This is a genomic window from Brevibacillus sp. SIMBA_040, assembly GCF_046535075.1.
In the GTDB taxonomy this organism is placed as follows: Bacteria; Bacillota; Bacilli; order Brevibacillales; family Brevibacillaceae; genus Brevibacillus.
In genome coordinates, this window is sequence record NZ_JAWRXI010000025.1 from 58,720 (window position 1) to 80,764 (window position 22,045).

Annotated in this window: 22 protein-coding genes; 8 read left to right on the forward strand and 14 right to left on the reverse strand. The window is 46.7% G+C overall.

What is annotated here, in order from left to right:
- Positions 1 to 221 precede the first annotated feature (221 nt).
- Both SB752_RS28740 and SB752_RS28745 read left to right on the forward strand, forming a co-directional pair.
- Positions 222 to 614, forward strand: a complete 393-nt coding sequence (locus SB752_RS28740; RefSeq protein ID WP_410718879.1) for a RidA family protein — start codon at positions 222 to 224, stop codon at positions 612 to 614.
- A gap of 94 nt (positions 615 to 708) precedes the next feature.
- Positions 709 to 1,191 carry a YhfM domain-containing protein gene (locus SB752_RS28745; RefSeq protein ID WP_410718880.1) on the forward strand — a complete coding sequence of 161 codons (483 nt, stop codon included), beginning with the start codon at positions 709 to 711 and terminating at the stop codon, positions 1,189 to 1,191.
- Between the two features lies 1 nt (position 1,192).
- Here SB752_RS28745 and SB752_RS28750 read toward each other — a convergent pair whose 3' ends face one another.
- Positions 1,193 to 1,645 (reverse strand): GNAT family N-acetyltransferase, encoded by a 453-nt coding sequence (locus SB752_RS28750; RefSeq protein ID WP_410718881.1) that lies wholly within the window; start codon positions 1,643 to 1,645, stop codon positions 1,193 to 1,195.
- A gap of 184 nt (positions 1,646 to 1,829) precedes the next feature.
- Between SB752_RS28750 and SB752_RS28755 the strand changes: the two genes are divergently transcribed.
- Together SB752_RS28755 and SB752_RS28760 are read left to right on the forward strand one after the other, a co-directional pair.
- The gene (locus SB752_RS28755; protein ID WP_410718882.1) at positions 1,830 to 2,738 is read left to right on the forward strand and encodes an ADP-ribosylglycohydrolase family protein; all 909 of its coding nucleotides are present in this window, start codon (positions 1,830 to 1,832) and stop codon (positions 2,736 to 2,738) included.
- A gap of 456 nt (positions 2,739 to 3,194) precedes the next feature.
- On the forward strand, positions 3,195 to 4,163 hold the full coding sequence (locus tag SB752_RS28760; RefSeq protein ID WP_410718883.1) for an arsenic resistance protein: 969 nt from the start codon (positions 3,195 to 3,197) through the stop codon (positions 4,161 to 4,163).
- Positions 4,164 to 4,235: 72 nt separating this feature from the next.
- Here SB752_RS28760 and SB752_RS28765 read toward each other — a convergent pair whose 3' ends face one another.
- The gene (locus SB752_RS28765; protein ID WP_410718884.1) at positions 4,236 to 5,084 is read right to left on the reverse strand and encodes a YitT family protein; all 849 of its coding nucleotides are present in this window, start codon (positions 5,082 to 5,084) and stop codon (positions 4,236 to 4,238) included.
- A 187-nt stretch (positions 5,085 to 5,271) separates the two neighbouring features.
- On the opposite strand from SB752_RS28765, the gene SB752_RS28770 reads away from it, so the two are divergent.
- The 3 genes from SB752_RS28770 to SB752_RS28780 all read left to right on the forward strand — a co-directional run bounded on the left by SB752_RS28770 (position 5,272) and on the right by SB752_RS28780 (position 7,165).
- A complete protein-coding gene (locus tag SB752_RS28770) occupies positions 5,272 to 5,883 on the forward strand; it encodes a hypothetical protein (RefSeq protein WP_410718885.1) in 612 nt (203 codons plus the stop codon).
- A gap of 92 nt (positions 5,884 to 5,975) precedes the next feature.
- A complete protein-coding gene (locus SB752_RS28775; protein WP_410718886.1) occupies positions 5,976 to 6,506 on the forward strand; it encodes a cysteine hydrolase family protein in 531 nt (176 codons plus the stop codon).
- A 401-nt stretch (positions 6,507 to 6,907) separates the two neighbouring features.
- The gene (locus SB752_RS28780; protein WP_410718887.1) at positions 6,908 to 7,165 is read left to right on the forward strand and encodes an NUDIX domain-containing protein; all 258 of its coding nucleotides are present in this window, start codon (positions 6,908 to 6,910) and stop codon (positions 7,163 to 7,165) included.
- Between the two features lie 417 nt (positions 7,166 to 7,582).
- Here SB752_RS28780 and SB752_RS28785 read toward each other — a convergent pair whose 3' ends face one another.
- From SB752_RS28785 to SB752_RS28795, 3 genes are all read right to left on the reverse strand, one after another.
- Positions 7,583 to 8,335 carry a DUF4241 domain-containing protein gene (locus tag SB752_RS28785; protein WP_410718888.1) on the reverse strand — a complete coding sequence of 251 codons (753 nt, stop codon included), beginning with the start codon at positions 8,333 to 8,335 and terminating at the stop codon, positions 7,583 to 7,585.
- Positions 8,336 to 8,496: 161 nt separating this feature from the next.
- Positions 8,497 to 9,096 (reverse strand): DUF6630 family protein, encoded by a 600-nt coding sequence (locus tag SB752_RS28790; protein ID WP_410718889.1) that lies wholly within the window; start codon positions 9,094 to 9,096, stop codon positions 8,497 to 8,499.
- Between the two features lie 248 nt (positions 9,097 to 9,344).
- Positions 9,345 to 10,142, reverse strand: coding sequence for a fumarylacetoacetate hydrolase family protein (locus SB752_RS28795; protein WP_410718890.1), 798 nt, complete (start codon positions 10,140 to 10,142; stop codon positions 9,345 to 9,347).
- 643 nt (positions 10,143 to 10,785) lie between these two features.
- Here SB752_RS28795 and SB752_RS28800 point away from each other — a divergent pair.
- Positions 10,786 to 10,980: a hypothetical protein gene (locus SB752_RS28800; RefSeq protein WP_410718891.1), complete on the forward strand. Its 195-nt coding sequence runs from the start codon at positions 10,786 to 10,788 to the stop codon at positions 10,978 to 10,980.
- Positions 10,981 to 11,056: 76 nt separating this feature from the next.
- On the opposite strand, the gene SB752_RS28805 is transcribed toward SB752_RS28800, so the two are convergent.
- The 9 genes from SB752_RS28805 to SB752_RS28845 form a co-directional block, all read right to left on the reverse strand.
- Positions 11,057 to 12,565, reverse strand: coding sequence for a gluconokinase (locus SB752_RS28805; protein WP_410718892.1), 1,509 nt, complete (start codon positions 12,563 to 12,565; stop codon positions 11,057 to 11,059).
- Positions 12,566 to 12,587: 22 nt separating this feature from the next.
- Positions 12,588 to 13,451 carry a MurR/RpiR family transcriptional regulator gene (locus tag SB752_RS28810; RefSeq protein WP_410718893.1) on the reverse strand — a complete coding sequence of 288 codons (864 nt, stop codon included), beginning with the start codon at positions 13,449 to 13,451 and terminating at the stop codon, positions 12,588 to 12,590.
- A 39-nt stretch (positions 13,452 to 13,490) separates the two neighbouring features.
- On the reverse strand, positions 13,491 to 14,390 hold the full coding sequence (gnd, locus tag SB752_RS28815; protein WP_410718894.1) for a phosphogluconate dehydrogenase (NAD(+)-dependent, decarboxylating): 900 nt from the start codon (positions 14,388 to 14,390) through the stop codon (positions 13,491 to 13,493).
- Positions 14,391 to 14,430: 40 nt separating this feature from the next.
- A complete protein-coding gene (nikC, locus tag SB752_RS28820) occupies positions 14,431 to 15,327 on the reverse strand; it encodes a nickel transporter permease (protein WP_410718895.1) in 897 nt (298 codons plus the stop codon).
- A 13-nt stretch (positions 15,328 to 15,340) separates the two neighbouring features.
- The gene (locus SB752_RS28825; RefSeq protein WP_410718896.1) at positions 15,341 to 16,345 is read right to left on the reverse strand and encodes an ABC transporter permease; all 1,005 of its coding nucleotides are present in this window, start codon (positions 16,343 to 16,345) and stop codon (positions 15,341 to 15,343) included.
- 69 nt (positions 16,346 to 16,414) lie between these two features.
- Positions 16,415 to 17,383: an ABC transporter ATP-binding protein gene (locus tag SB752_RS28830; protein ID WP_410718897.1), complete on the reverse strand. Its 969-nt coding sequence runs from the start codon at positions 17,381 to 17,383 to the stop codon at positions 16,415 to 16,417.
- Between the two features lie 24 nt (positions 17,384 to 17,407).
- Complete coding sequence (locus tag SB752_RS28835) at positions 17,408 to 18,406, reverse strand: ABC transporter ATP-binding protein (protein WP_410718898.1); 999 nt, start codon at positions 18,404 to 18,406, stop codon at positions 17,408 to 17,410.
- Between the two features lie 18 nt (positions 18,407 to 18,424).
- Positions 18,425 to 19,600 carry an amidohydrolase gene (locus tag SB752_RS28840; protein WP_410718913.1) on the reverse strand — a complete coding sequence of 392 codons (1,176 nt, stop codon included), beginning with the start codon at positions 19,598 to 19,600 and terminating at the stop codon, positions 18,425 to 18,427.
- Between the two features lie 113 nt (positions 19,601 to 19,713).
- Positions 19,714 to 21,342: an ABC transporter substrate-binding protein gene (locus SB752_RS28845; protein WP_410718899.1), complete on the reverse strand. Its 1,629-nt coding sequence runs from the start codon at positions 21,340 to 21,342 to the stop codon at positions 19,714 to 19,716.
- Positions 21,343 to 22,045: the final 703 nt, after the last annotated feature.

The window sequence follows — 22,045 nt, forward strand, 5'->3', positions numbered from 1 at the left end:
GCTCTAGATGGAAACGGAGAGCTAAAACGATTCTTAAATGATATCTATCCTCCTGAATAACAGGCGTACCGGGATTGCCCGAACAGATGGTTCGGGCTTTTTAAATCCTCTCATTCCTGGCATCTATTGTAGAAGAATCTCCTGTGTCAGCTCTGAATATTGCGAAAACAACGAACGAATGGTATAATCCTCCAATTACATAAATAGGAGGTAGACATTATATGAAAGTAACTCGTAAAAATCCTGAAACGGTAGCTCCTCCGATTGGCGCTTACAGCCACCTCTCCATTCTGCCAAGAGATGCGGAGGTACTTTTCCTCGCTGGACAGACCGGGGCTGAGCTAGATGGAACAATTCCGGACAAGGTCGAGGATCAATTTCGAAACGCACTGGCCAACGTAGCAAACATTTTAAAGAGTGAAGGACTAACACCCGACGCCATTCTTAAAATCAATTTCTGGTTTACAGAGGCTCCTGATCGCCCCCAGTTTTTAGCCATTTGGAACGAGTTCCGTGGCGATGGTACCCCACCTCCTACTACCCTGGCATACGTATCCGCGCTGGCTCAGCCTGCCATTAAAGTAGAGGTGGAAGCGTGGGCTGCACGTAAATAACGATAAGGCGGCTAAAACGGCCGCCTTTTTTGCTCTTCAAAATTTTCTGTTATAATTTGGTAAATAGGCAGTTAAAAAGGGGGCTTTTATCCATTTGAAAACAAATCTTTTCTGTTTGCTATGCTTCGGAGGCTTGCTACTGTTTCATGCCTATTGGCAACCGCTTGCGTCTGCCTCCTATCGTCAATCAGCTTCTGAAATTGCGTATGATCATGCATCTCTTGACCTGACGATCCTTATCACACAAATGCAAACAAAGCCACCCGCCATTTTTAAACCGAAAGTCGTTATTGACTCATTCTCTAATGAGCAGTTCCTCTCCACCCTACAGCGTCCCGCCAAGATTCCGGGGATCGTCGATATGGTGCCTCCAGATTACGAGATAACTGTAATGACGAAAGCAAGCGTCACTCAAACCTACTTCCTCTGGATTAAGGCAGATGCAGCAGTATCCACTTTGATGGACATTTCGAATACCCATACCGCTTATACTATATCCGGCGAGAAAACAGAGCTGCTCAAACAAATGTTAAAGGAAATCGGCTTGGCTCCTGCCATCAAAAACTCCGGCATATAAATCACAGCTTCATTTTTAACCCTTCATGCGTCGCTGTAAAACCCAAACGTTCATAAAAGCGCAGTGCGTCTGGCCGCTGTTTATCGGTCGTGAGCTGAACGATATGGCAGCCGCGCTCCTTTGCTCGTTCCACTGCCCAAAGAATCAGCTTGCTCCCGAGTCCCTTTCCCCTTTCTGTGGATGCTGTCCGAACTCCTTCGATTGTTGCTCGCCAGCTTCCTTGGTGGGTCAGATAAGGTGTAAACGTGATTTGCTGGACGCCTACAATATCCTCACCCAAACAGGCTACAATCAATTCATTATTCGGGTCATTATCAATGGCTTCAAATGCTTTGAGATAGCTCTCAGGTAGCGGCTTCTCGTAGCGTTCTCTTGTCTTTCCCAATTCATCATCAGCGAGCAGTTGCACAATTTTGTCCACGTCTTGTGCTGTAGCCATTCGAAATGTAAGCATATTACCCCTCCAAAACAGCATGATAACAAGCTACCCACATTATATCGTAGAGTTCGCATGATTCGAACAAGTGTTGATTATGGAACGGTCAATAAATGGTATGATTATCTAAGAGAGAAAACAGCTGCTTGACGCTTTCAAGCGAATTGCTGCCCAAACCGAAATCATATGATAGGAGGTAGCTATGCTTAATCGTTTCCAAGGAAGTCTCATTGGACTCGCAATCGGTGATGCGATCGGCACAACTGTCGAGTTCAAGAAGCCAGGAACTTTTCATAAGGTGACAGACATGATAGGTGGAGGCGTATTCGATTTGCCAAAGGGATGTTGGACGGATGATACCTCCATGGCCCTATGTCTTGCAGAAAGTCTGATTACCCATAAACAGTTTGATCCGATAGATCAGATGGAGCGGTATGTCAAATGGTATCGTGCGGGACATTTGAGTTCGATTGGAAAATGCTTTGACATCGGGAATGCAACTGCGGAAGCGCTAAAAACATTTGAACGAACTGGCGAACCGTTCAGTGGCTCGGACAACCCATACTCTGCAGGCAATGGTTCCATCATGCGACTAGCACCTGTGCCTCTATTTTTTTCAGACGATCTTAACGAAGCCGTCAAATGGTCGGCTCAAAGCTCCAGAACGACACACGCTGCCAAAGAATGCGTAGATGCTTGCAAGCTTTTTGGGGCAATGATTGCAAGTGCTGCCAAAGGCCTTAGCAAAGAGGAATTGTTACACCCGCAGACTTTTGCGTTTTTGTGGTCCAAGGAGCCTCTTTCGCCTCGGATCGAGGAAATTTCCCAGGGATCTTATAAGCGATTAAACCCACCAGACATACAAGGCAGCGGGTATGTTGTGAAGTCTCTAGAAGCTGCGTTGTGGGCATTTTATCACGGGGAAAGCTTCGAGGAAGGGGTATTGCTTGCGGTAAATCTGGGTGACGATGCGGATACAACAGGTGCCATATACGGTCAGTTAGCAGGTGCTCATTACGGCATCGAAGCGATTCCTCAGCGATGGCTGGAGCCGTTGGCAATGAAGGAGCTAATACTCGATTATGCCAGTAAGCTTCAGACAAAAGAGTAAGCTTTATGTGCAAACGCATGAGGGGATGAAATGAACATAAAAACAATACGGAAAACCGTGATTGGGTTGATAGTAGGCTTTTGGTTTCTTATGCTTTGGGCCAGCAAAACGCTGCTTTCAAGCGATATACCTGTTGTCATAACGCCCGGGGACACTACCGTGTTCCTACTATGTTTTTTCGTGTCCACAGCCCTAACTGTTACCTACATTCAATTCACGCGTAATGGCTACTTGCACATGTTTCTTGCTTTTCCTACTCTATTATGGGGGCTTTCCACTGCCCAAGTCTTTTCACATCACTACCATCCGTATGATACTTTCATGAGTGTAGTGGGCCTGGTCGGGTCTCTCTTCATGATCGCATGGTCTATTATTAAACAAAAGAGGGATTGATCCCAACGACATTGATAAAATCATAACGGAATTCCGTGCATGTAGCATCAAAGGAGAATCGTCATGATTTCGAGAGAGCATTTAGAAAACAATCAGGTTTGGTACTATATAGTGACACTTGTCCTTGCCTTCGGATTTGAATTGCTTTGGCCAGAAGTTAGTTCGTCGCTTGAAAAAGCCGTAACTGTTGTGCTTGGCATCCTGATGTACGGGATGTTCTCACAAATCCCCTTTTTTCATTTAAAAGAAGCTTTACGTAATCGACGGTTCATCTATGCGCTTCTGACTGTTAACTACGTGGCCATTCCGATTCTGGTTTGGCTTTTAACGAGGTTTCTACCTGACTATCCACCACTTCTTTTGGGAGTCTATCTCGTTTTACTTACACCATGCATTGATTATGTAATTGTGTTCACCTCCCTTGGACGTGGGAACGAAAAACTCATTCTGGTCGCGACTCCACTTCTTTTTGTCACACAAATGCTGCTGTTACCCTTGTATTTGTGGCTTTTTATGGGGCAAGAAGCAGCTAATCTCGTACATGTTGAACCATTTTTGGAAGCATTCCTGGGACTCATCGTGCTGCCTTTAGCGATAGCATTGGTTGTACAAATACTCGCGAAAAGAGGCCGGCTTGGCTCCGCCCTACTGGACGCCTCTGCCTGGATACCAGTACCATTCATGGCGATTACTTTGTTCATAATCGTCGCATCCCAAATTGGCAAGCTCTCTGGTTCAATGGAAATGCTCATCTATGTGGTTCCTGTTTATATCGCTTTTATGATCATTACCCCATTTATTTCACGTCTGTTTGCACGTATTTTCAGACTCGATATCGGAGCAGGTCGTGCTTTGATCTTTAGTGGAGGCACCCGGAATTCACTTGTGGTCCTCCCATTTGCACTAGCACTGCCTGCGGAGACAAGCCTGCTTGCCACTTCTGTTATTGTGACACAAACTCTCGTTGAGATTATCGGGGAGCTCGTCTATATTCGCGTAGTCCCTCATGTTATTTTGAAAGGAAAAGACTAAATGAAAAACGGCAGCCGCTGCTCTGAACATAAATAGCTGGTTCAGGGCTGATCGTCTGCCGTTTCGTGTTTTCTATTTTGAAATATCTACGAAACCTTCTCCGAAAACATCTCGCGCGTCGTGAATCGTAACAAAAGCATCCTTGTCCGTTTTGCGGATGATTTTCTTGAGCGTGGGCACTTCCTGCTTCGTAATAACTGTATATAGAATTTCTTTCGGCTCTTTCGTATAGTAACCGTATCCTGTGAGTACAGTCACACCACGATTCATCTCGATACTGATTCGTTCAGCGATTTCGTCCTGCTTGAGAGAAACGATCGTAATCGCTTTTTTCGGATTCAGTCCCTCAACGACAAAATCCATTACTTTGGTGGCTACGAAAAGCATGAGGATTGTCAGCATCATCTTCTCAAAACCAATGATAAATAATGAGGCAAAAACTACAATCAAATCAAAAAATAGCAAAGCATAGCTAACGTTCCAACTCAAATATTTATTTGCAATTTTGGCGAGAATCCCCGTTCCTGCCGAGGTTCCTCCCACCCGAACAATCAGTCCAATACCAAGACCTACGACGACTCCGCCAAAAATAGCATTGATGGTCGGCTCACTCGAGGAAATCGTCCATGTTTTTGTAAGATGTAAAAAGACAGAAAGAAGTCCAACGACAATGATCGTATAAATGGTCGTTACTTTCCCCAAAAAACGATATCCCATTAATAAAAGGACGGCATTGATCAACAGGCTCGTCAGCCAAGGCTCCCATTGGAAAAGATAATACAAAATAATGGTTACCCCGGTAACGCCTCCTTCACCAAAATGCTGGGGGATAACAAATAAATTAATACCTGCTGCGAATAAGAAAGATCCAATGACAAGTGCCGCAATATCCACGAACTTGTTGTTATCTGGCAAAGCCATTTTTCCTCAACCACCCTTTCAATTCGAATTCGTTCTCGTTCCTATCACTCCATTGAGAGGAAGGCTTTTAATCAGATAATTTAATCACGCCCAGCCCTTTTTTTCAAGTAAATTCAGTCGTACGGTAATCTTTTCACCAAAAGATTGATTCCTATTTCATATCGATTACATAAAGGAAGTGCTCTGCATGAGAAAAATAATCACTCTCGTTATACTTGCAGCAGTCCTGGTTGGCATTAGTTACTCTCTTGCAAGCAAAAAAGAGCAGGCCCGTACGAGCTCGCAAGGCCCCACCCTGTCCAAAACCTTCTCTTCTCTCGATGAAATGGTGAGAGACTCAAATGTAATTATCAAAGGGCGCATATCTGAAGATTTTCGCGTACAATCAATGGGTAAAATCGTATTTTATGTATATGACATTCAGGTAGATAAGCTATATAGAAATCAGACTGCTCAGGAAATTTCGGAAGGGAAAACGCTCGAAATCCATCGCCTCGTGGGCGTTAATTTGGGAGAAGGAAATGACATGGTTAATATAGTAGCTCCCGAGTATCAAGCTTTACAACGAGGTGAGTACCTTCTATTTTTGAACGGTGACTACGATGAAGAGTTAAAAAAGCATATCTTGATTCCCAACACACCTAATCAGCTTTTTAAAGTAGAACAATCGAATGCTTCTCCTTATCTGCAATCCATAAACCCAACATTTGTAAACGTTACTGAATCAGATGCCCTACCTTCAATCATTGAAGCCGAGCTACTGGAAGTGATTCAAACAAGTGGGTTTGCAAAATGGTAGAAAATTCAATGAAATTCATGAATTCATTTGTTCGCACCATCTCTTCCGTCTATACTGTTCTTGTGGGTACATAAATGGGAAGGGGCTTTTTCATGAGTAAAAGTACTGCGCTACTCATCATTGATGTTCAAGAATTCCTGATCGAGCATGCGTTTCAAGGTCATGCATTAGCAGATCGTATTGAAAAATTAATAAACAGAGCCCGTGATTTACATATCCCGGTCCTCTACGTTCAGCATTGTGAACCCGAGGGTGAGTTTGCGATCGGAACTCCGACCTGGGAAATCTATCACACCATTTCCCCTCTAGAGCATGAGCCAGTCATTCGCAAATTTGCATGTGATTCCTTTTTGGATACCACTCTGCAAGATGAGCTTACGTCAAGAGAAATCAAACAGCTTGTCATAGTTGGCTTGCAAACCGAATACTGTATTGATACTACGAGCAGACGAGCTGTTTCACTTGGATACGATGTCACACTCGTAGAAGATTGCCATTCCACATTAGATAGTCCTGTGTTGAAAGCGCAACAAATCATTGCTCACCATAACCAGGTACTGAATGGATTTGGCACAGAAAATAACGGTATTGCCGTAAAGAGTTCTGGCACGCTTTTCATCTGATTGATGCGGTACCCTCATCACGCGAGCGCGAGAGGGTACTTTTTTCATCGCTTTATCCCACTTACGAATGTCCAGCTCCCCCTCTGATGCTTGTTTTTATGTCCCGCGTTCTAGTGCTACAATGTGGAAAAGGGGCTGGTTTCGTGGAAAAATCGTTTTACTATAGAGTGCCTGACAGAGACGTACATTACCTGAAGGAATCATTGGACCTATTGTCCATCCCATATTGGATCGAACCAGCTTCAGATTCCCTGCCGCTGAGGAATAATGAGGTTGCTTTTGTCTTTCCAGATGTACATGTCCGTGTGTATAACTTCATCCAACAATTATTTAATGGTCATGGGATGCGCTACCCCTAACTTATGGCACAACAAATACCTCTACGAAAATGAGGTGAACACATGAAAATCAGAAACTCTGTTAAGGGCGTACTCATCCATAACGGGAAACTCCTCGTTTCGAAGTATGAAGATGAGGCGGAAGGTATTTATTATCTTTTGCCAGGTGGCGGACAGGAACCGGGAGAGACTCTTCATCAAGCCCTGGTACGGGAATGCTTGGAGGAAACAGGGCGATTGGTTACGCCGGATACGCGGCAATTCATTCTTGAAGAAGTAGATAAAAAGCAAACTCCGATTTCTGTTGGACAAATTACATAGAATGCTTCGCGTTGCATAAAACTCCTTGTACAGGGATCAGTAGATAAGTCCTCACATCCCCCATTTTGAAACGTTTTTTTTAACGAACGTATTTACTACAAACGAATATGGGGGGATGGTTGCTTGGAATATATCGTCTATGCTTTCTTCTATATTTTTGAATTCGTCAGTTATCTTGTAGGGATTAATCTTGCAAATAAAAATCAGCTCTAAGATTAGCTACATGCAAAATCACTCAGGTTGCAAATAAAAATACAAAGAAGCCCTGCCAAGCAAGACTTTTTCCATGCAGAGCAGAATACGGGAATCAAGTCCGTTGCTGCTCACTATGAAAGCCGGACTCCTCCCTTTACGCTACATCGCTATAAAGGGATGTCCGGTTTTTTATGGTGAAAATTCAGTCCTATGAATTTCGTGTTAATCTTCTTCTTCCTCTTCGCCGTAGGCCAAAGCAATATCAATGAACTGAACAACGATTTGGCAAATCTCCCCCACTTCGTCATAACCCCAATAAACCGGGTAAGCACCGTCGCCAAAACCACTTTGAAAGATCGGCAAATGGTATTCTGTACCTGGTATCTGCCAGTTCAACCAATCGCCGCCGCTACGTTGATATTCTGGATGCAGCCGGAAGCTTTCTGCAAACAAAGAAGCAAAATAATCGTCATAAAGGTTTGCACCCGGATGTTCATTATGCCATTGTTCTACGAAGTCGCAAAAAGTCTGATGAACTTGCTTGTCGCAAATACATCCCAGACCAGCATCGACATTAAAGCCAAAGAACTCTTCGTCACCCAGACTTGATATGTCTTCATGGCCGATAAGAGCCTCTTCGAATCTCACGGCAGGCACATCAGCAAATCGCAGGCGAACAGCGGCATATCGGGCACAGTCACCATCCTCGCCCGGTTTCACGACACTGACTTCCACGCGATAGCTGCCAGCCGGTGCCGTTTGGAAGTAAGGCTGTTCCTCTCTATTTGCCAAATAACATAGCGGATCCCGAACGAGTATCTGGCCTGTAGGAACTGAGCAAGGACCGATATCAATCACCACTAGCTGCTTGCCTGCTATTTCCGTAGAAGAAAAATAATCATTTAAATCTACAGGACATTTCAGTTTCTCACGCTTCTGTTCCCATTGGGACAACCATTCATTTGTTGGCGTCATTGATGCTTCCCTCCAAAATACGTTTTTTCACGCAGGTGCATTTCCACCTATCCAGCCTGTACCTTTCACTGGATCGACTAGGTATCGCCTGATAAGTGATACAATCGGTTCTATTCAGTAAAATGCTTTCGAGGCTCCGCATTTTTCTAGTTCCTTTCCTCCTAGCTAAAGCGACTATGAAACCTGTATCCGCATGTTGCTGCCAGCCGCTCTATTTCTCCACACTCGTCTTCCTTCACAACGATCAGAACGTAACTGTCACTATTGATGTCCAAATGACCCAATATAATGCCATGAGGGCGCAACCATTTATGCAGCTCTCCCAATAAGTCAAAGGTGTAACTGTCGTGACTGATCGCTTGCTCTAATTGCCGATCAGCCGCTGGGAGCAACCATCCTCTACGATCCAGCAGCGAGCCCACGGCGAAAAGAATGGTCTCCGCGTCCTGCTTCCAATCGTTTTCCCACACAAGCCCTAGTTGGTCCAAAGCATCTACGAGTGCAATCCAGGCCAAGTCCGGTATCGGCCCTTGGATTCCACGGTTGTCCAACCGCTCTTCCCATTGCTCCACATACAATTCCGGTTGATCCAATGCCAGAACGACTTCACCTACGACATTTTCACTGCCAAGCGACAGTTTCTCACTCAAAGTAAGTAGAGCTGCTCCCTTGGTTATCGATGACAACTGCTGATCTTGTGTCTCGATGTCTGGTGTGTTTTCTTTTTTCCGTGATTTGCCCCACCACCGGAACCAGCCCACTTCCTCTTCCTCCTTGGTGAAAATAATGGGATACTTCCTGATTGCCTGCTACTATTGTCATACCATATTCTTCAAATTTCAAGTTACTAAAAGACTATGAAATCAAAATTCCATATATTGTCACACGGTAGAAACAAAAAAACTCTTAGGAATGATTCATCCCAAGAGCTTTATTTCGTAATATGGTGCCAGTGAAGAGACTTGAACCCCCACGTTTTCCCACACGATTTTGAGTTAATTTTTATCCGCTATTTTACATAATTGGTTAGTTTTCCGATATTCTCTACTTCCACGGTCACAATATCTCCTGACGTCATTGGACAACTACCAGACGGTGAACCAGTAGCCAATACATCACCTGGCTCGAGTGTCATAACCTGCGAAATCCAACTAATAAGAAAGGGAATTGAAAGTGACATCTGATTAGTGTTACCATCTTGTACAACTTTACCATTTAAAGTTGTAACTATTCGTAAATTTGATGGATCTATACCGGTCACAATCCACGGACCCAGTGGCCCAAAAGTATCAAAACCTTTACCCCGTGTGAACTGGGGATCGGTTTTTGTTAGATCTCTAGCAGTCACATCATTAAATATAGTACAACCAAAGACGTAATCTAGTGCGTCTTCTTCTTTTATGTTTTTTCCCCGTTTCCCAATAATGAGTGCTACTTCCCCTTCCATTTCCACCTGCTGAGTTAATTCACTTGAAGGAAGAATGATATCTCCCCCATTTGGAATCAATGAAGATGTCGGTTTTAAGAACAAAAATGGTTCTTTGAGATTGGCTTGTCCCCCAGTCTCTTTTGCATGTCCGGCATATGTCCAGCCGAAGTTAACAACTTTTGAGGGGACGACAGGCTCTAAAATTTTCACATCAGCATATCTAACTCTTACGCCATCATATTTTAGTTCATTGCTTACAATTTCAGTAAAATCACTGGACAATTGTAATATTTCGTCACCCTCAACAATTCCATAGTAAATTTTACCGTATTCATTCTGATAGCGAACTATCGTTTGTGTTTTTTGTAGCACCAGCATTCCTGTGTCCTCCATCTAAAGATTCAATCATACATTTCCCCAACAACATGGGTTGGTACATTTGTTCAATCAATTAAGCCATGTTGTTCTATAGTTAACTCCTTTTCATTATCTAGCAATAAATAAGGTTGCTGAATGTTCTAGGTCTTATCTTATTATCAACTTCAATCAATAGTAAAACTATTTGTTTTAATTAAATGGATCGAGATATTTAATTAATGTTTAATCATCATATCATTGTACTGTAAACCAATTCTTAGACTTGGCTGTAATAATCTAACTTGATCATACTAATTTTGAGGATTTTTGTGTAGGTAAACTAAAAAATGCTAATGGTACAATAGCTAGGAAACTGGCTTCCCTTAAATGCTTTACCCCTATTAAAAAAGAACACTTCAGCGACTAATATTAATCAAGCCAGTCAGGGTCAACAAAAAGGCCATTGCTCTTCTCTATGAAAGAGCAATAGCGATCGCTTGATCTGCCAACGAAATCAAGCCAACATGGCGCGAAGATATTTAAGGAATTAATTTATTCTTTTTTCCTGCGCAAGTAATTCCAGGCGCTGCCCGATCAGGGAAATGCAGCGGATCGCGTCGCCGCTGGCTCAAAATGATGGTAGAAATGGGAGCCTACTCCTTCAATGATGTCCTGGAGCTTAATAAGCGGGATGGTCTGGGCGAGTTGGGAAACGAGCACTTTATTGCTCCCGCAATGCATCGGCGGTCTCATCATTATCGCGTGCATTTACTTGTTTATCCGCTACAACCAATCTGACAAATCAGGACAACAGCAAAAATCCGGTGCACCTGCTGCCGCACCGAAAAAACTGGCGTGAGAACTACAAGGTCCACAGACCAAAAGCCGCCCGAATCAAATTCGGCGGCTTTTGAGTGATCTTTTCTTATACGAGGTCATCCGATGTTGGCGAGCGTCTCATAATGATTTTCAACGGAATTGTACAACTGTTCAAACAGCTCTTGATACTTTTGATACACACCGAAATTTTCCTGATCCGGGTGGTAAACATTCGTCATCCGTATCATCGCAGAAGTATCCTCTAATGAGTCGATGGCTCCCGTCGCTAGCATGGTCAGCATGACCGCCCCCAAACAGGCGCTTTCTGGAGATTCGGGAACATGGACCGGAATGCCAAAAATATCCGCTGTCATCTGCAGCCACAGAGGTGACTGGACAAAGCCGCCTGTGGCGTACAATTTTTTGATCTCGCTATTGTCGTTTGAAAGTGAACGAAATACACTGTAAGCACTAAAAATAACCCCTTCAAGAACAGCCCGAATAAAGTGTTCACGCTGGTGATGCAGGCCTGCCCCGAAAAAAAGTCCCCGCGCCCGCGCATTCCAGTAAGGGGCACGTTCACCAGTAAGATAAGGAAGGAACAACAAGCCCTCGGCCCCTGCCTTCACTCTGGCCGCAGCAGCGGTCATCTCATCGTAGCTGATCCCATCTGTCTTCCCTTCCAGAAACTTGTCGCGAAACCACTGCAAGGCAATCCCACCGTTGTTGATGGGGCCACCCGTCACCCAGTGTTGATCGGTCAGGGCATAGCAGAAAGCCCGCATTTGCGGATCGGTCCGGGGAGACCTGCACATCGTTCGGACCGCTCCGCTTGTTCCAATCGTAATGACAGCCGTATCCTCCTCAATCGCTCCGGAACCGAGATTTGCCAGTACACCATCGCTCGCACCGATGACGACGGGAGTGCCAAGCGGTATGCCCAGCTCCTCGGTCAATCGGACATTCTGGAGAGGGAGGACTTGTGTGGTTGGAACCGGCTCAGACAATTGATCGGGGCAGATGCCGGCGAGCTCCAGCGCCTGCGCATCCCACTTCATCTCGAACAAATTGAAGAGTCCCGTCGTCGAAGCAATCGAAACATCCACCACATACAAGCCGCACATCTGATACAGTATGTATTCTTTAATAGACAGAATCTTCTTTGCCTGCGTCAACAGCTCGGGACGATGGCGCGACAGCCAGCAAAGCTTGGTCAATGGAGACATGGGGTGGATCGGTGTACCCGTTCTCCGGTAGATGTCCAGCCCCTGATTGTTTCTGATTTCTTCGGCCTCAGCCGTGCTGCGATTATCGGTCCAGATCATGCATCTGGTAAGCGGCTGATGGGCTTCATCGACCAAAATGACGCTATGCATCGCACTGCTAAAGCCGATTCCCACCAGCTTACTATCTTGGGCATCTGGAGATAACAGCAGCTGCTTGATCACTTTCCATACTGCATTCGCAATTTCATCTGGATCCTGCTCCGCATACGAAATCTCAGGCTGGTAGATCGGATAGGCGATTTGTACATTCGCCAGCAGCCTACCCGCCGCATTGGCAATGATTCCTTTCGTGCTTGTCGTACCGATATCAATCCCAATAAAGACATCCCGATTTCCCATGGTTACCCTCTCACGTCTGTTTTTAATAACGCTTTTGCGCAATCAATTTGCGGACCTTCCCGAGATTTTCCGAGTACGTATCTGCTTTTTGGATCGATACGCCAATCAACAGCGTATCCAGTATGCTGATTTGGGCCAAGCGGCATGACATGGACTCAGGGCGAAACAGTGTTTCTCTGGATGAGGTATAGAGCACGATATCCGAGATTTTCGTCAGCGGTGAGATCGTGTAATCTGTGATGCAAATGGTCGTGGCTCCTGCATCCTTTGCCGCCTGGATCGCTTCAATGATATCCCTGCTGCTCCCCGAATGAGAAATGCCCACAGCGACACTTCCGGGCTTTAATAGTCCAGCAGAAACGATTTGTAAATGTGAATCACTCAACGCATTGCAAGAAAGCCCTAGTCGCGTAAATTTGTGGTAGGCATCGAGAGCAATCGGTCCGGAGCCGCCGCATCCGTAGAACTCGATTCGCTCCGCTGCCACAAATGCATCGACAGCCGCTTGCAGGGACTGCTCATCTAGTACACGCAGCGTCTCCTGCAACGTCTCCGAATTAAAGGTAAACACCTTGCGGGCAATGGTCGCCACGTTGTCTGTCGGCTCGACTTCCTCATGCATGGCCTCGATTGGAGTGACCAGATCAGCCGCAAGTGCGATCTTCATCGCCTGGTAGCCTTCATAGCCGATGCGCTTGCAAAACCTGAAAATTGTCGCTTCTCCACAGTCCGCCAGCTCAGCTAGTTGTGTGATGGAAAGCTGAATAATTGTTTTCGGGTTTTGGATGATAAAATTCGCGATATTGAGTTCTGTGCTTGTTAAATCGTTATACATATAATGAATTCTTGCTAAGCAACCCTGAATTTCTTTCCAAGAAGTTTGCATTTGTGCTCAATTCCCTCCCTGAACACATCATCGCAGGATTCAAACTTTCTCGACGGTATGTCCTCCGAACTGATTTCGTAGTGCAGCTACAACTTTGCCATGAAATGTATCCTCTTGCAACGAGCGATAACGCATTAACAAAGACATGGTGATGACAGGTGCTGCCACTTGCAGCTCCATCGCTGTCTCCGCCGTCCATTGACCTTCGCCGGACGAATGCATGATTCCTCTAATATCTGACAGCTTCGCGTCTGAGGCAAAAGCCTTTTCCATCAACTCCATGAGCCAGGAGCGAATGACAGAGCCATTGTTCCAGGTCCGGGATACCTGCTCGTAGTCATAGGAGTATTCGCTTTTTTCCAGGATTTCAAAGCCCTCCCCGATGGCTTGCATCATTCCGTACTCGATTCCGTTATGAATCATTTTGAGGAAATGCCCGGAGCCTGGCAAACCCGTATATAAATAACCGTTCGGCTGCGAAATGTCACGAGCTAACGGCTCGATTGCCGAGAAGGCTGCCTTGTCTCCACCGATCATCAGGCACACACCGTTGAGAGCCCCCTCCATACCACCGCTTGTTCCGATATCCAGAAAGTAGATTCCTTGCTGTGCAAGCTGCTCGCTTCTGCGGACGGAATCCTTATAAAAGGAATTGCCGCCATCAATAATAATATCCCCCTTAGAAAGATAAGGCTGGATTCGCGCGATTACTTTATCGACCATTTCGCCTGACGGTACCATCAACCAAACGATTCTTGGGGAGGTAGTAAGCTGCCCCATCAATTCCTCCAGGGAATGACAGCCACCCCCGCCTATTTCCTCTAGCTTATCCGTCATCTCTCGAGAGACATCGTATCCGGCTACAGCATGACCTTTTTGAATCATGTTACTTCCTAAATTAAATCCCATTTTACCAAGTCCGACAATTCCAATTTTCACAACTTTCACCATCCTGCTGATAGATTGACTTTTCCAAGAGCTATTTCATTTTCGGGTCAAGCGCGTCACGCAGACCATCTCCGAACAGATTAAATCCGATCACACTTAGCATGATGGCAAGACCCGGTGTCATGACCACCCACGGGGCATTGGTGATGTAGTCTCGCGAATCAGCTAGCATTTTCCCCCATTCCGCTTCTGGCGGCTGCGCTCCCAATCCCAAAAAGCCCAGAGCTGCGGCTTCAAGAATAGCGGAGGCGATCCCAAGCGTTCCCTGGACGATCAAAGGGGTCCAGCTGTTCGGCAGCACGTGGCGGAAGAGAATTCGCCACGTGGACATCCCTTGGGCTCGGGCTGCCATGATGTATTCCTCCTGCTTGACGCTGAGCACCTTGGCTCGAATCAGCCGTCCGTACATCGGAATATTGACAATCGCAATGGCCAAAAGGGCATTGAACAACCCTGGGCCCAGAATGGCAACGATCGCAATCGCTAGCAAAACTCCAGGGAAGGCCAGCATGATATCAAACAAGCGGGAAATGATCGTATCGATCCGGTTTCCGAAAAAACCTGCCAACAGTCCGAGTAATGCTCCCACAATCAGAGAGCCGATGACCGAGAAGAATCCGATCGTCAAGGAGACTCGCGCACCGTAGAGAATGCGGGACAAAATATCGCGCCCAGAGTCGTCCGTTCCCAGCCAATGCTCTGCGGATGGAGGCTTTAGGGTATTTGAAAGATTTTGGGCAATCGGATCATACGGAGCAAGGTATGGGGCGAGTATTCCAACTAGAACGAATACGATAATAAAGCCCCCGCCGATCATCGCTGCCTTTTGCTTGCGCAGCTTTTTCCACCCTTCTCTCCATGGGGTTCGCTTGATTGCCCTGGCAGCAGGAAGCGCATTTGCCTCAATAGCAACTTGCCCAGTTTGCATGTGTGACACCTCGCTATTTATATTGGATTCTGGGATCAAGATAGGTGTAGAGCAAATCGACGATCAGATTGACGACGATAAAGATCACGGCAAGGATCAGAATTCCGGACTGAATCACCGCATAATCCCGGTAGCCGATGGCGTTGTAAATGTACTGCCCCACTCCCGGCCAGCCAAAAATCGTCTCTGTCAATACAGCTCCACCGAGCAATCTGCCCACTTCCAGACCAATGACAGTCATGACGGGTGCAAATGAGTTTTTCAGCGCGTGCTTGTACACGACAAAAAATTCATGGAGCCCCTTTGCCTTTGCGGTACGAACAAAGTCATGCTTGAGAACCTCGAGCATGCTCGAGCGCGTCATTCTGGCAATATAGGCCATCGGAATGGTCCCCAAAGCCATGGCAGGCAGGATCAAGTGGCGAATCGTCTCCAAAAACTTCGCGATATTGCCCTGCAACAGTGTATCGAGCAAGTAAAAGTGAGTGATTGCCTCCACGGGCATTCTTGCATTTTCCCGGCCTAGCACGGGTAACCATTGTAGCTTTAAGCCGAACATCCATTGCTCAAGTAGTCCCAGCCAGAAAATAGGCATCGAAACGCCGATTAGCGCAATTATCATGGGGAGGTAATCCAGCCATGTGTTTCTTCTCCAAGCAGAGACAATTCCAATATTGACTCCGACAACTACGGCGAAGATCATGGCAAAGAGGGTGAGCTCGACGGTTGCCGCCAGATGCGGAACGATCTCCTCGATAATCGGTTTTTGCGTCAGGAGTGACACACCCAGATCCCCCTGCACTATCTGCAAAAGGAAATGAAAATATTGTTGGTACAATGGCAAATCAAGCCCTAACTGCTGTCTCAATTTTTGAATGGACTCGGCGTTTGCCTGCTCGCCTAAAATCACCTGTGCCGGATCGCCCGGAATCAGGTGGATGATGGCAAACACTATGATTGAGACACCTATCAGGACAGGGAGAAGCTGATAGATTCTTCTGGCTGTGTACCTGATCACTATTTACACCCCATTTTTTCAAGTTATATCGTCACCCGATGAGGGATAGTATTCATGCCCTGAAAGTATTCAAACCAAGTGGCACGCAACCTGATGATCAGAATCGACCTCTCTGAATTGCGGCTGACTTGTTCTACAAATTTCCATCGCATACGGACATCTGGGATGAAAGGTACATCCCGTAGGGGGATTGATCGGGCTTGGAACGTCTCCCTGGAGGATGATCCGCTCCCGCTGCAGGTTTGGATCTGGAATCGGCACAGCAGACAGCAAGGCTTGCGTGTATGGATGCTTTGGATTTTGATACAGCTTTTCGCTATTTCCCCGTTCGATGATCCGCCCCAGATACATCACACCAACACGGTTGCAAATATGGCGAACCACACTGAGATCATGGGCGATAAACAGATAGGTCAGCTTGAATTGCTTTTGCAGCGCCTGCATCAAATTGATCACCTGCGCCTGCACGCTTACATCCAATGCGGAGACTGGCTCGTCCGCTATGATCAGCTTGGGCCTGAGCACCAACGCTCTGGCAATGCCGACCCGCTGTCTTTGGCCGCCGCTGAATTCATGGGCATACCGATTAGCGTGCAGCGGATGCAAGCCGACAGCGTCTAACAGCTCACTGAGACGTTTTTTGCGCTCTTCTTTACTTTTGATCCCGTGTACGAGCATCGGCTCCTCAAGAATTTGACCAATCGTCATTTTCGGATTCAAGGAGGCGAACGGATCCTGAAAAATAATCTGCAACTCGCGGCGGATGGCTTGCATGTCCTTTTCAGAAGCTTTGACCAGATTTTGCCCCTCAAACAGCACTTCTCCGTCTGTCGGGTCAGTCAGTCGAAGAATCGATCTTCCCGTAGTGGACTTGCCGCAACCGCTCTCCCCGACTAACCCGAAGGTTTCGCCTTCCTGAATTGAAAAGCTTACTCCATCCACTGCCTTCACGTATTTCATTTCCTTTTTAAACAGGCCGCCTGTTTCAATCGGATAATACGTTTTTAAATCATTTACTTCCAACAAAGTTCTCGTCATGTTTTCGCCTCCATGTTGGGTCAATCAATCTGCGACCAGAGCTGCGAAATGCTCCTGATACAGCCAGCACCGGACCTCATGCGGCCGCTCGCAGTCCAATTGTCTCATCTCAGGCTCCTGCTTATGACAAATAGTGGTGGCCTGTGTACAGCGTGGTGCAAATTTACAGCCAGCAGGCAACTCCGACGGAATCGGAACGTTTCCGGGGATGGTCGAAAGCGTCTCTTTTCGCTCATTGAGTGTCGGCATCGACTGAAGGAGCCCGATCGTATACGGATGTTGTGGGTTCTCGAACAAGGTTTTCACATCCGTCTGCTCGACCACTTTTCCCGCATACATAACCACTACTCTGTCACACATTTCTGCCACGACGCCGAGGTCGTGTGTAATCAGCATGATCGCCGTGCCCGACTCCTTGGAGATTTTCCGCATCAGATCGAGAATTTGCGCCTGAATCGTCACATCGAGGGCTGTCGTCGGCTCATCGGCAATGAGCAAGCGCGGGTTGCAGGCAATGCCCATCGCAATCATCACCCGCTGGCGCATCCCGCCCGACAATTGATGCGGATATTCATCGACGAGTTGCTCTGCTCGCGGCAAGCCTACCTGCTTGAGCAATTGAATGGCCCGCTCCCTGGCCTCGTTCTTCCCCAGCTTCATGTGCAGCCGGATAGCTTCACACAATTGGTCGCCAATCTGAAACACAGGGTTGAGGCTCGTCATCGGCTCCTGGAAAATCATCGAGATTTTATTTCCCCGGATTGCTCGCATCTCTTTGGATGACAATTCAACCAGATTCTTTCCTTCGAACAGAATCTCTCCCCCGACAATCTTTCCAGGCGGAGAAGCAACTAGTCCCATAATCGAGAGCGACGTCACGCTTTTGCCGCATCCAGACTCCCCAACAATACCCAGGATTTCGCCTTCGTTTATGGAGAAATCAACATTGTCTACAGATCGAACGACTCCTTCGTCTGTGAAAAAATGGGTTTGCAAACCGCGCACGGATAACAATGGCTTCAAGCCTTCCCTCCCCTTTCCTTATTTCAGTAACTGGAATGCAAGATTGGTAAACGCTTTTACGCCAATCGTGAGGGAATCCTCATCGATGGTGAACTGCGGGTGGTGATGGGGATGGATGATGCCTTTGGAGACATTGCCTGCTCCTACCCAGAAGTAAGTGCCGGGCGCTTTTTTTTGGAAAGCCGAAAAGTCTTCTCCGCCCATCGTCGGGATCATCTCCTGTACTGCGCCGCTCCCGAACACCTCTACCAGTGTTTCTTTTACCAGCTGCGTCGTTTCCGGGTCGTTGATGACCGGATCATTCCCATATTCGTACACAAATTCGAAGGTCGCGCCATGCGCTTCGGTAATTCCCTTGATGACCTGCTCCATCATTTGGGGAAGCCTGTTTCTCAGCTCCGGGTTAAAGGAGCGGGTAGTGCCCGACATCTGTACCGAGCCTGGGATGATATTGCTGGCTGTGCCACCTCTCACTTTTGTGACGGATATTACGAGACGGTCAAGCGGGTCCACATTGCGAGCGACGATGTACTGAAGGTTAGTCACGACCTGGGCAGCAATGGCGAGACTGTCTACAGCATCGTGCGGCTGTGCGGCATGTCCTCCCCTTCCGCAGACCGTAATCGTGAAAGTATCTGAACCGGCATGTGTTCCACCAGAGGTTATAGCAATATTGCCTACTTCGAGCGGCGAGTGCAGATGCAGGCCAATCACTTTGTCGACTCCGTCCATGACACCCGCGTCCACCATCTCTTGTGCTCCCCCTGGCCCCATCTCTTCGCCATGCTGGAACAGAAAGCGGATTTCGCCTTTAATCTGCTGCTTCAAGGAAGCAAGAATTTTGGTCGTCCCCAGCAGGATCGCCGTATGTCCATCGTGTCCGCAGGCGTGCATGACTCCTGGATTTTTGGAAACGAATGCGAAATCATTTTCTTCGGTAATCGGCAGCGCATCGATATCGGCGCGGATTGCAATCGTTTTGCCTGGCTCATCTCCTATCAGTCTTGCCATCACACTCGTCGCTGTCGGACGGGATAATTCAAGCCCGCCAAAAGACTCTAAGGTTTCATAAACGAACTGGGCTGTTTTTTCCTCCTGATAAGACAGCTCCGGATTTTCATGCAGATAACGTCTCCAGCCGACAAGCTCTTCCTGTAGCTTCTCTGACAGTTCAGACAGTGCCGTTGTTGTTATTTCCATCCGAAAACACCCTCTCTTTATTGATTGTCTGTTGGTGCAAAATCAGTGAAGTGGAGCTACCCGCTCAAAAGCTGATACGCACCTGAGCGGGTAAATCGCGCCACTTTTTATTGCGCAATATCTACATCCGTAAACTGCGGACCGTACGTTACCTGGGGTATATAACCGCTTACATTTTTGTTTGCAGCTCGAACCGGTGTCGAGTGTACGAGTGGAACCATCGGTGCATCCTCAAAGACAATTGCCTGTGCCTTCTTGTACATCTCCGTGCGCTTCGCCTGATCTGTAACCTGCAAGGCTTCGTCCAACAGCTTGTCCACCTCTGGATTTTTATAGAGGCTGGCATTGTTCGTCGGTTTCACATCGGAAGAACGAAGCAGCGTGTACATCAAGGTCGTCGGATCCCACGTAGCTGCGGACCATCCCAAGAAGCCCATCGGTGCCTCTCCATCCCCTGCTTTTTTCAGGTAGGTAGCCCAGTCAAACGTGACGATCTTGGCTTCAATCCCTATCTCCTTCATATTGGCCTGGATGGCTGCCCCGATTTTTTCAGGCTGTGGCATGTACGGACGTGCAACTGGCATGACCCAAAAATCGGTTTGGAAGCCATCTGGATAGCCTGCTTCCGCAAGCAGCTGCTTCGCTTTTGGAATATCGACCGGATAAGGGGTAAGGTCACTGTTGAAGCCCCAGCTCTTGGACGGCAAGACCGTTACAGCCGGCTCAGCCTTTCCGTAATAAAAGGCGTCAATCAGGGCCTGCTTGTCAATCGTCATGGTGATGGCCTGCCGAACTTTCGGATTGTCAAATGGCTTCATTTGCGTATTGAAGAACATGTAGCCGATGTTATTGCTCGGGCTGGTATAGGTTGTCAGGTTTGCATCACTCTCCAGAGAAGTGACATCGGATGGATTGAGCCCTTCCATCAAATCGATTTGACCTGCTTTGAGAGCATTCAACCTGGCTGTATTATCCTTGATGACCTGGAATACGAGCTGATCCACCTTTGGAAGGCCGCTGATTCGGTAGTCCGGATTTTTCTTGAGGGTGATCTTGTCATTTGGTGCCCAACTCACAAATTGAAAAGCCCCAGTACCCACCAATTGATCCTTGAACTCTCCATTGTTCTTTTTCATGCTCTCCGGCGAGACCATACTGTACTGTGGCTCGGATAGCATGGCGATAAACGGAGCAAATGAATGGGCCAACGTAACCGTGACCGTATTGTCGTCAACCTTTTTCACATCGCGAATGACTGCTTTCTCATCGCCCTTGAATCCGCCCATATCCGTCTGGAAAATGGAAAAGGCTCCGTTGTGATAAGGATGGGCTGGATCCCACCAGCGTTCAAAATTGTACACCACCGCATCGGCATTAAACGGGGTTCCATCATGGAACTTCACATTTTGCTCCAGATGAAAAGTAACCGTTGTCCCGTCTTTACTGATGTCCCAGCTTTTCGCGAGAAGCCCTACGATATCACTCGTGCCCTTTTGGTATGTAACGAGCGTTTCCACAACCTCTTCGGTTACCCGGTTGGTTTCATCATCTGTGGATTGCGCTGGATCGAGCGTAACCGTGTCACCGCCTCGTCCGATAATCAACATTTTCTCGGCACCTGATTGCGCTTGCGATTGTCCGGATGAATCGGAAGCAGAATTGTTTGATGCACAGCCCGAGAGCAGCACTAAAGTAGACAAAACAGCAACAGCTATTCTTTTTCGATATGTTTTCAAAGAAATGACCCTCCCTACGAAATAAGAAATGATAGACGCCCCCTGCTTCTTGCCTGCTGTTATCTTCCCCCTCATAAAATGATTGTTTAATAAATTCTAAAAAATCTGGGTTTTGAGAGAATACAAAATTGATTATATAAATAATTTTCATTTTATTCAACAAAAGAAGAAAATTTTTTTCATTTTTTATCGTTTGATATTTTTTTATCTGCCCAATAGAAAAATACACCCCTTATCGTATCCATTGGTTATCAACACCAGCGTGTTTTTCCAATATCTTCGATAAAGGATGCCTTTTCGGGCCTGAGCTTGATTTTGCGAGTAAATTTTCAAAGCACCTTTCCAATCTTGTAAATAATTTGTCCTACTATATAGCCCTAATAGTATCATCCATTTAATTTTCCCCCAGACAGAAATGCCTTTAAAAAATTGCAGATGATTCTTCCTGTTTGAAGACGGCTTCATCTCGTTTAACTGCTCTGTGAATCCTGTCTCCCTCCCTGTCCCCTGAAAAAATGAATCTGTTCTCTTCATCCACGCAAAAAAACAGCAGCCAGATTTAAGCTGCTGTTTTTTGTGGTTGTGGTGTTTCGGGTTTCCCGATTGTAGATTGTAACTTCATAGCATAAAAAAGACGCGATTTTCCGAGCCTGTGGCTATTCTTCGTAAGGTGGAATCCAGAATTCCTTCCCCTCATGCTCGA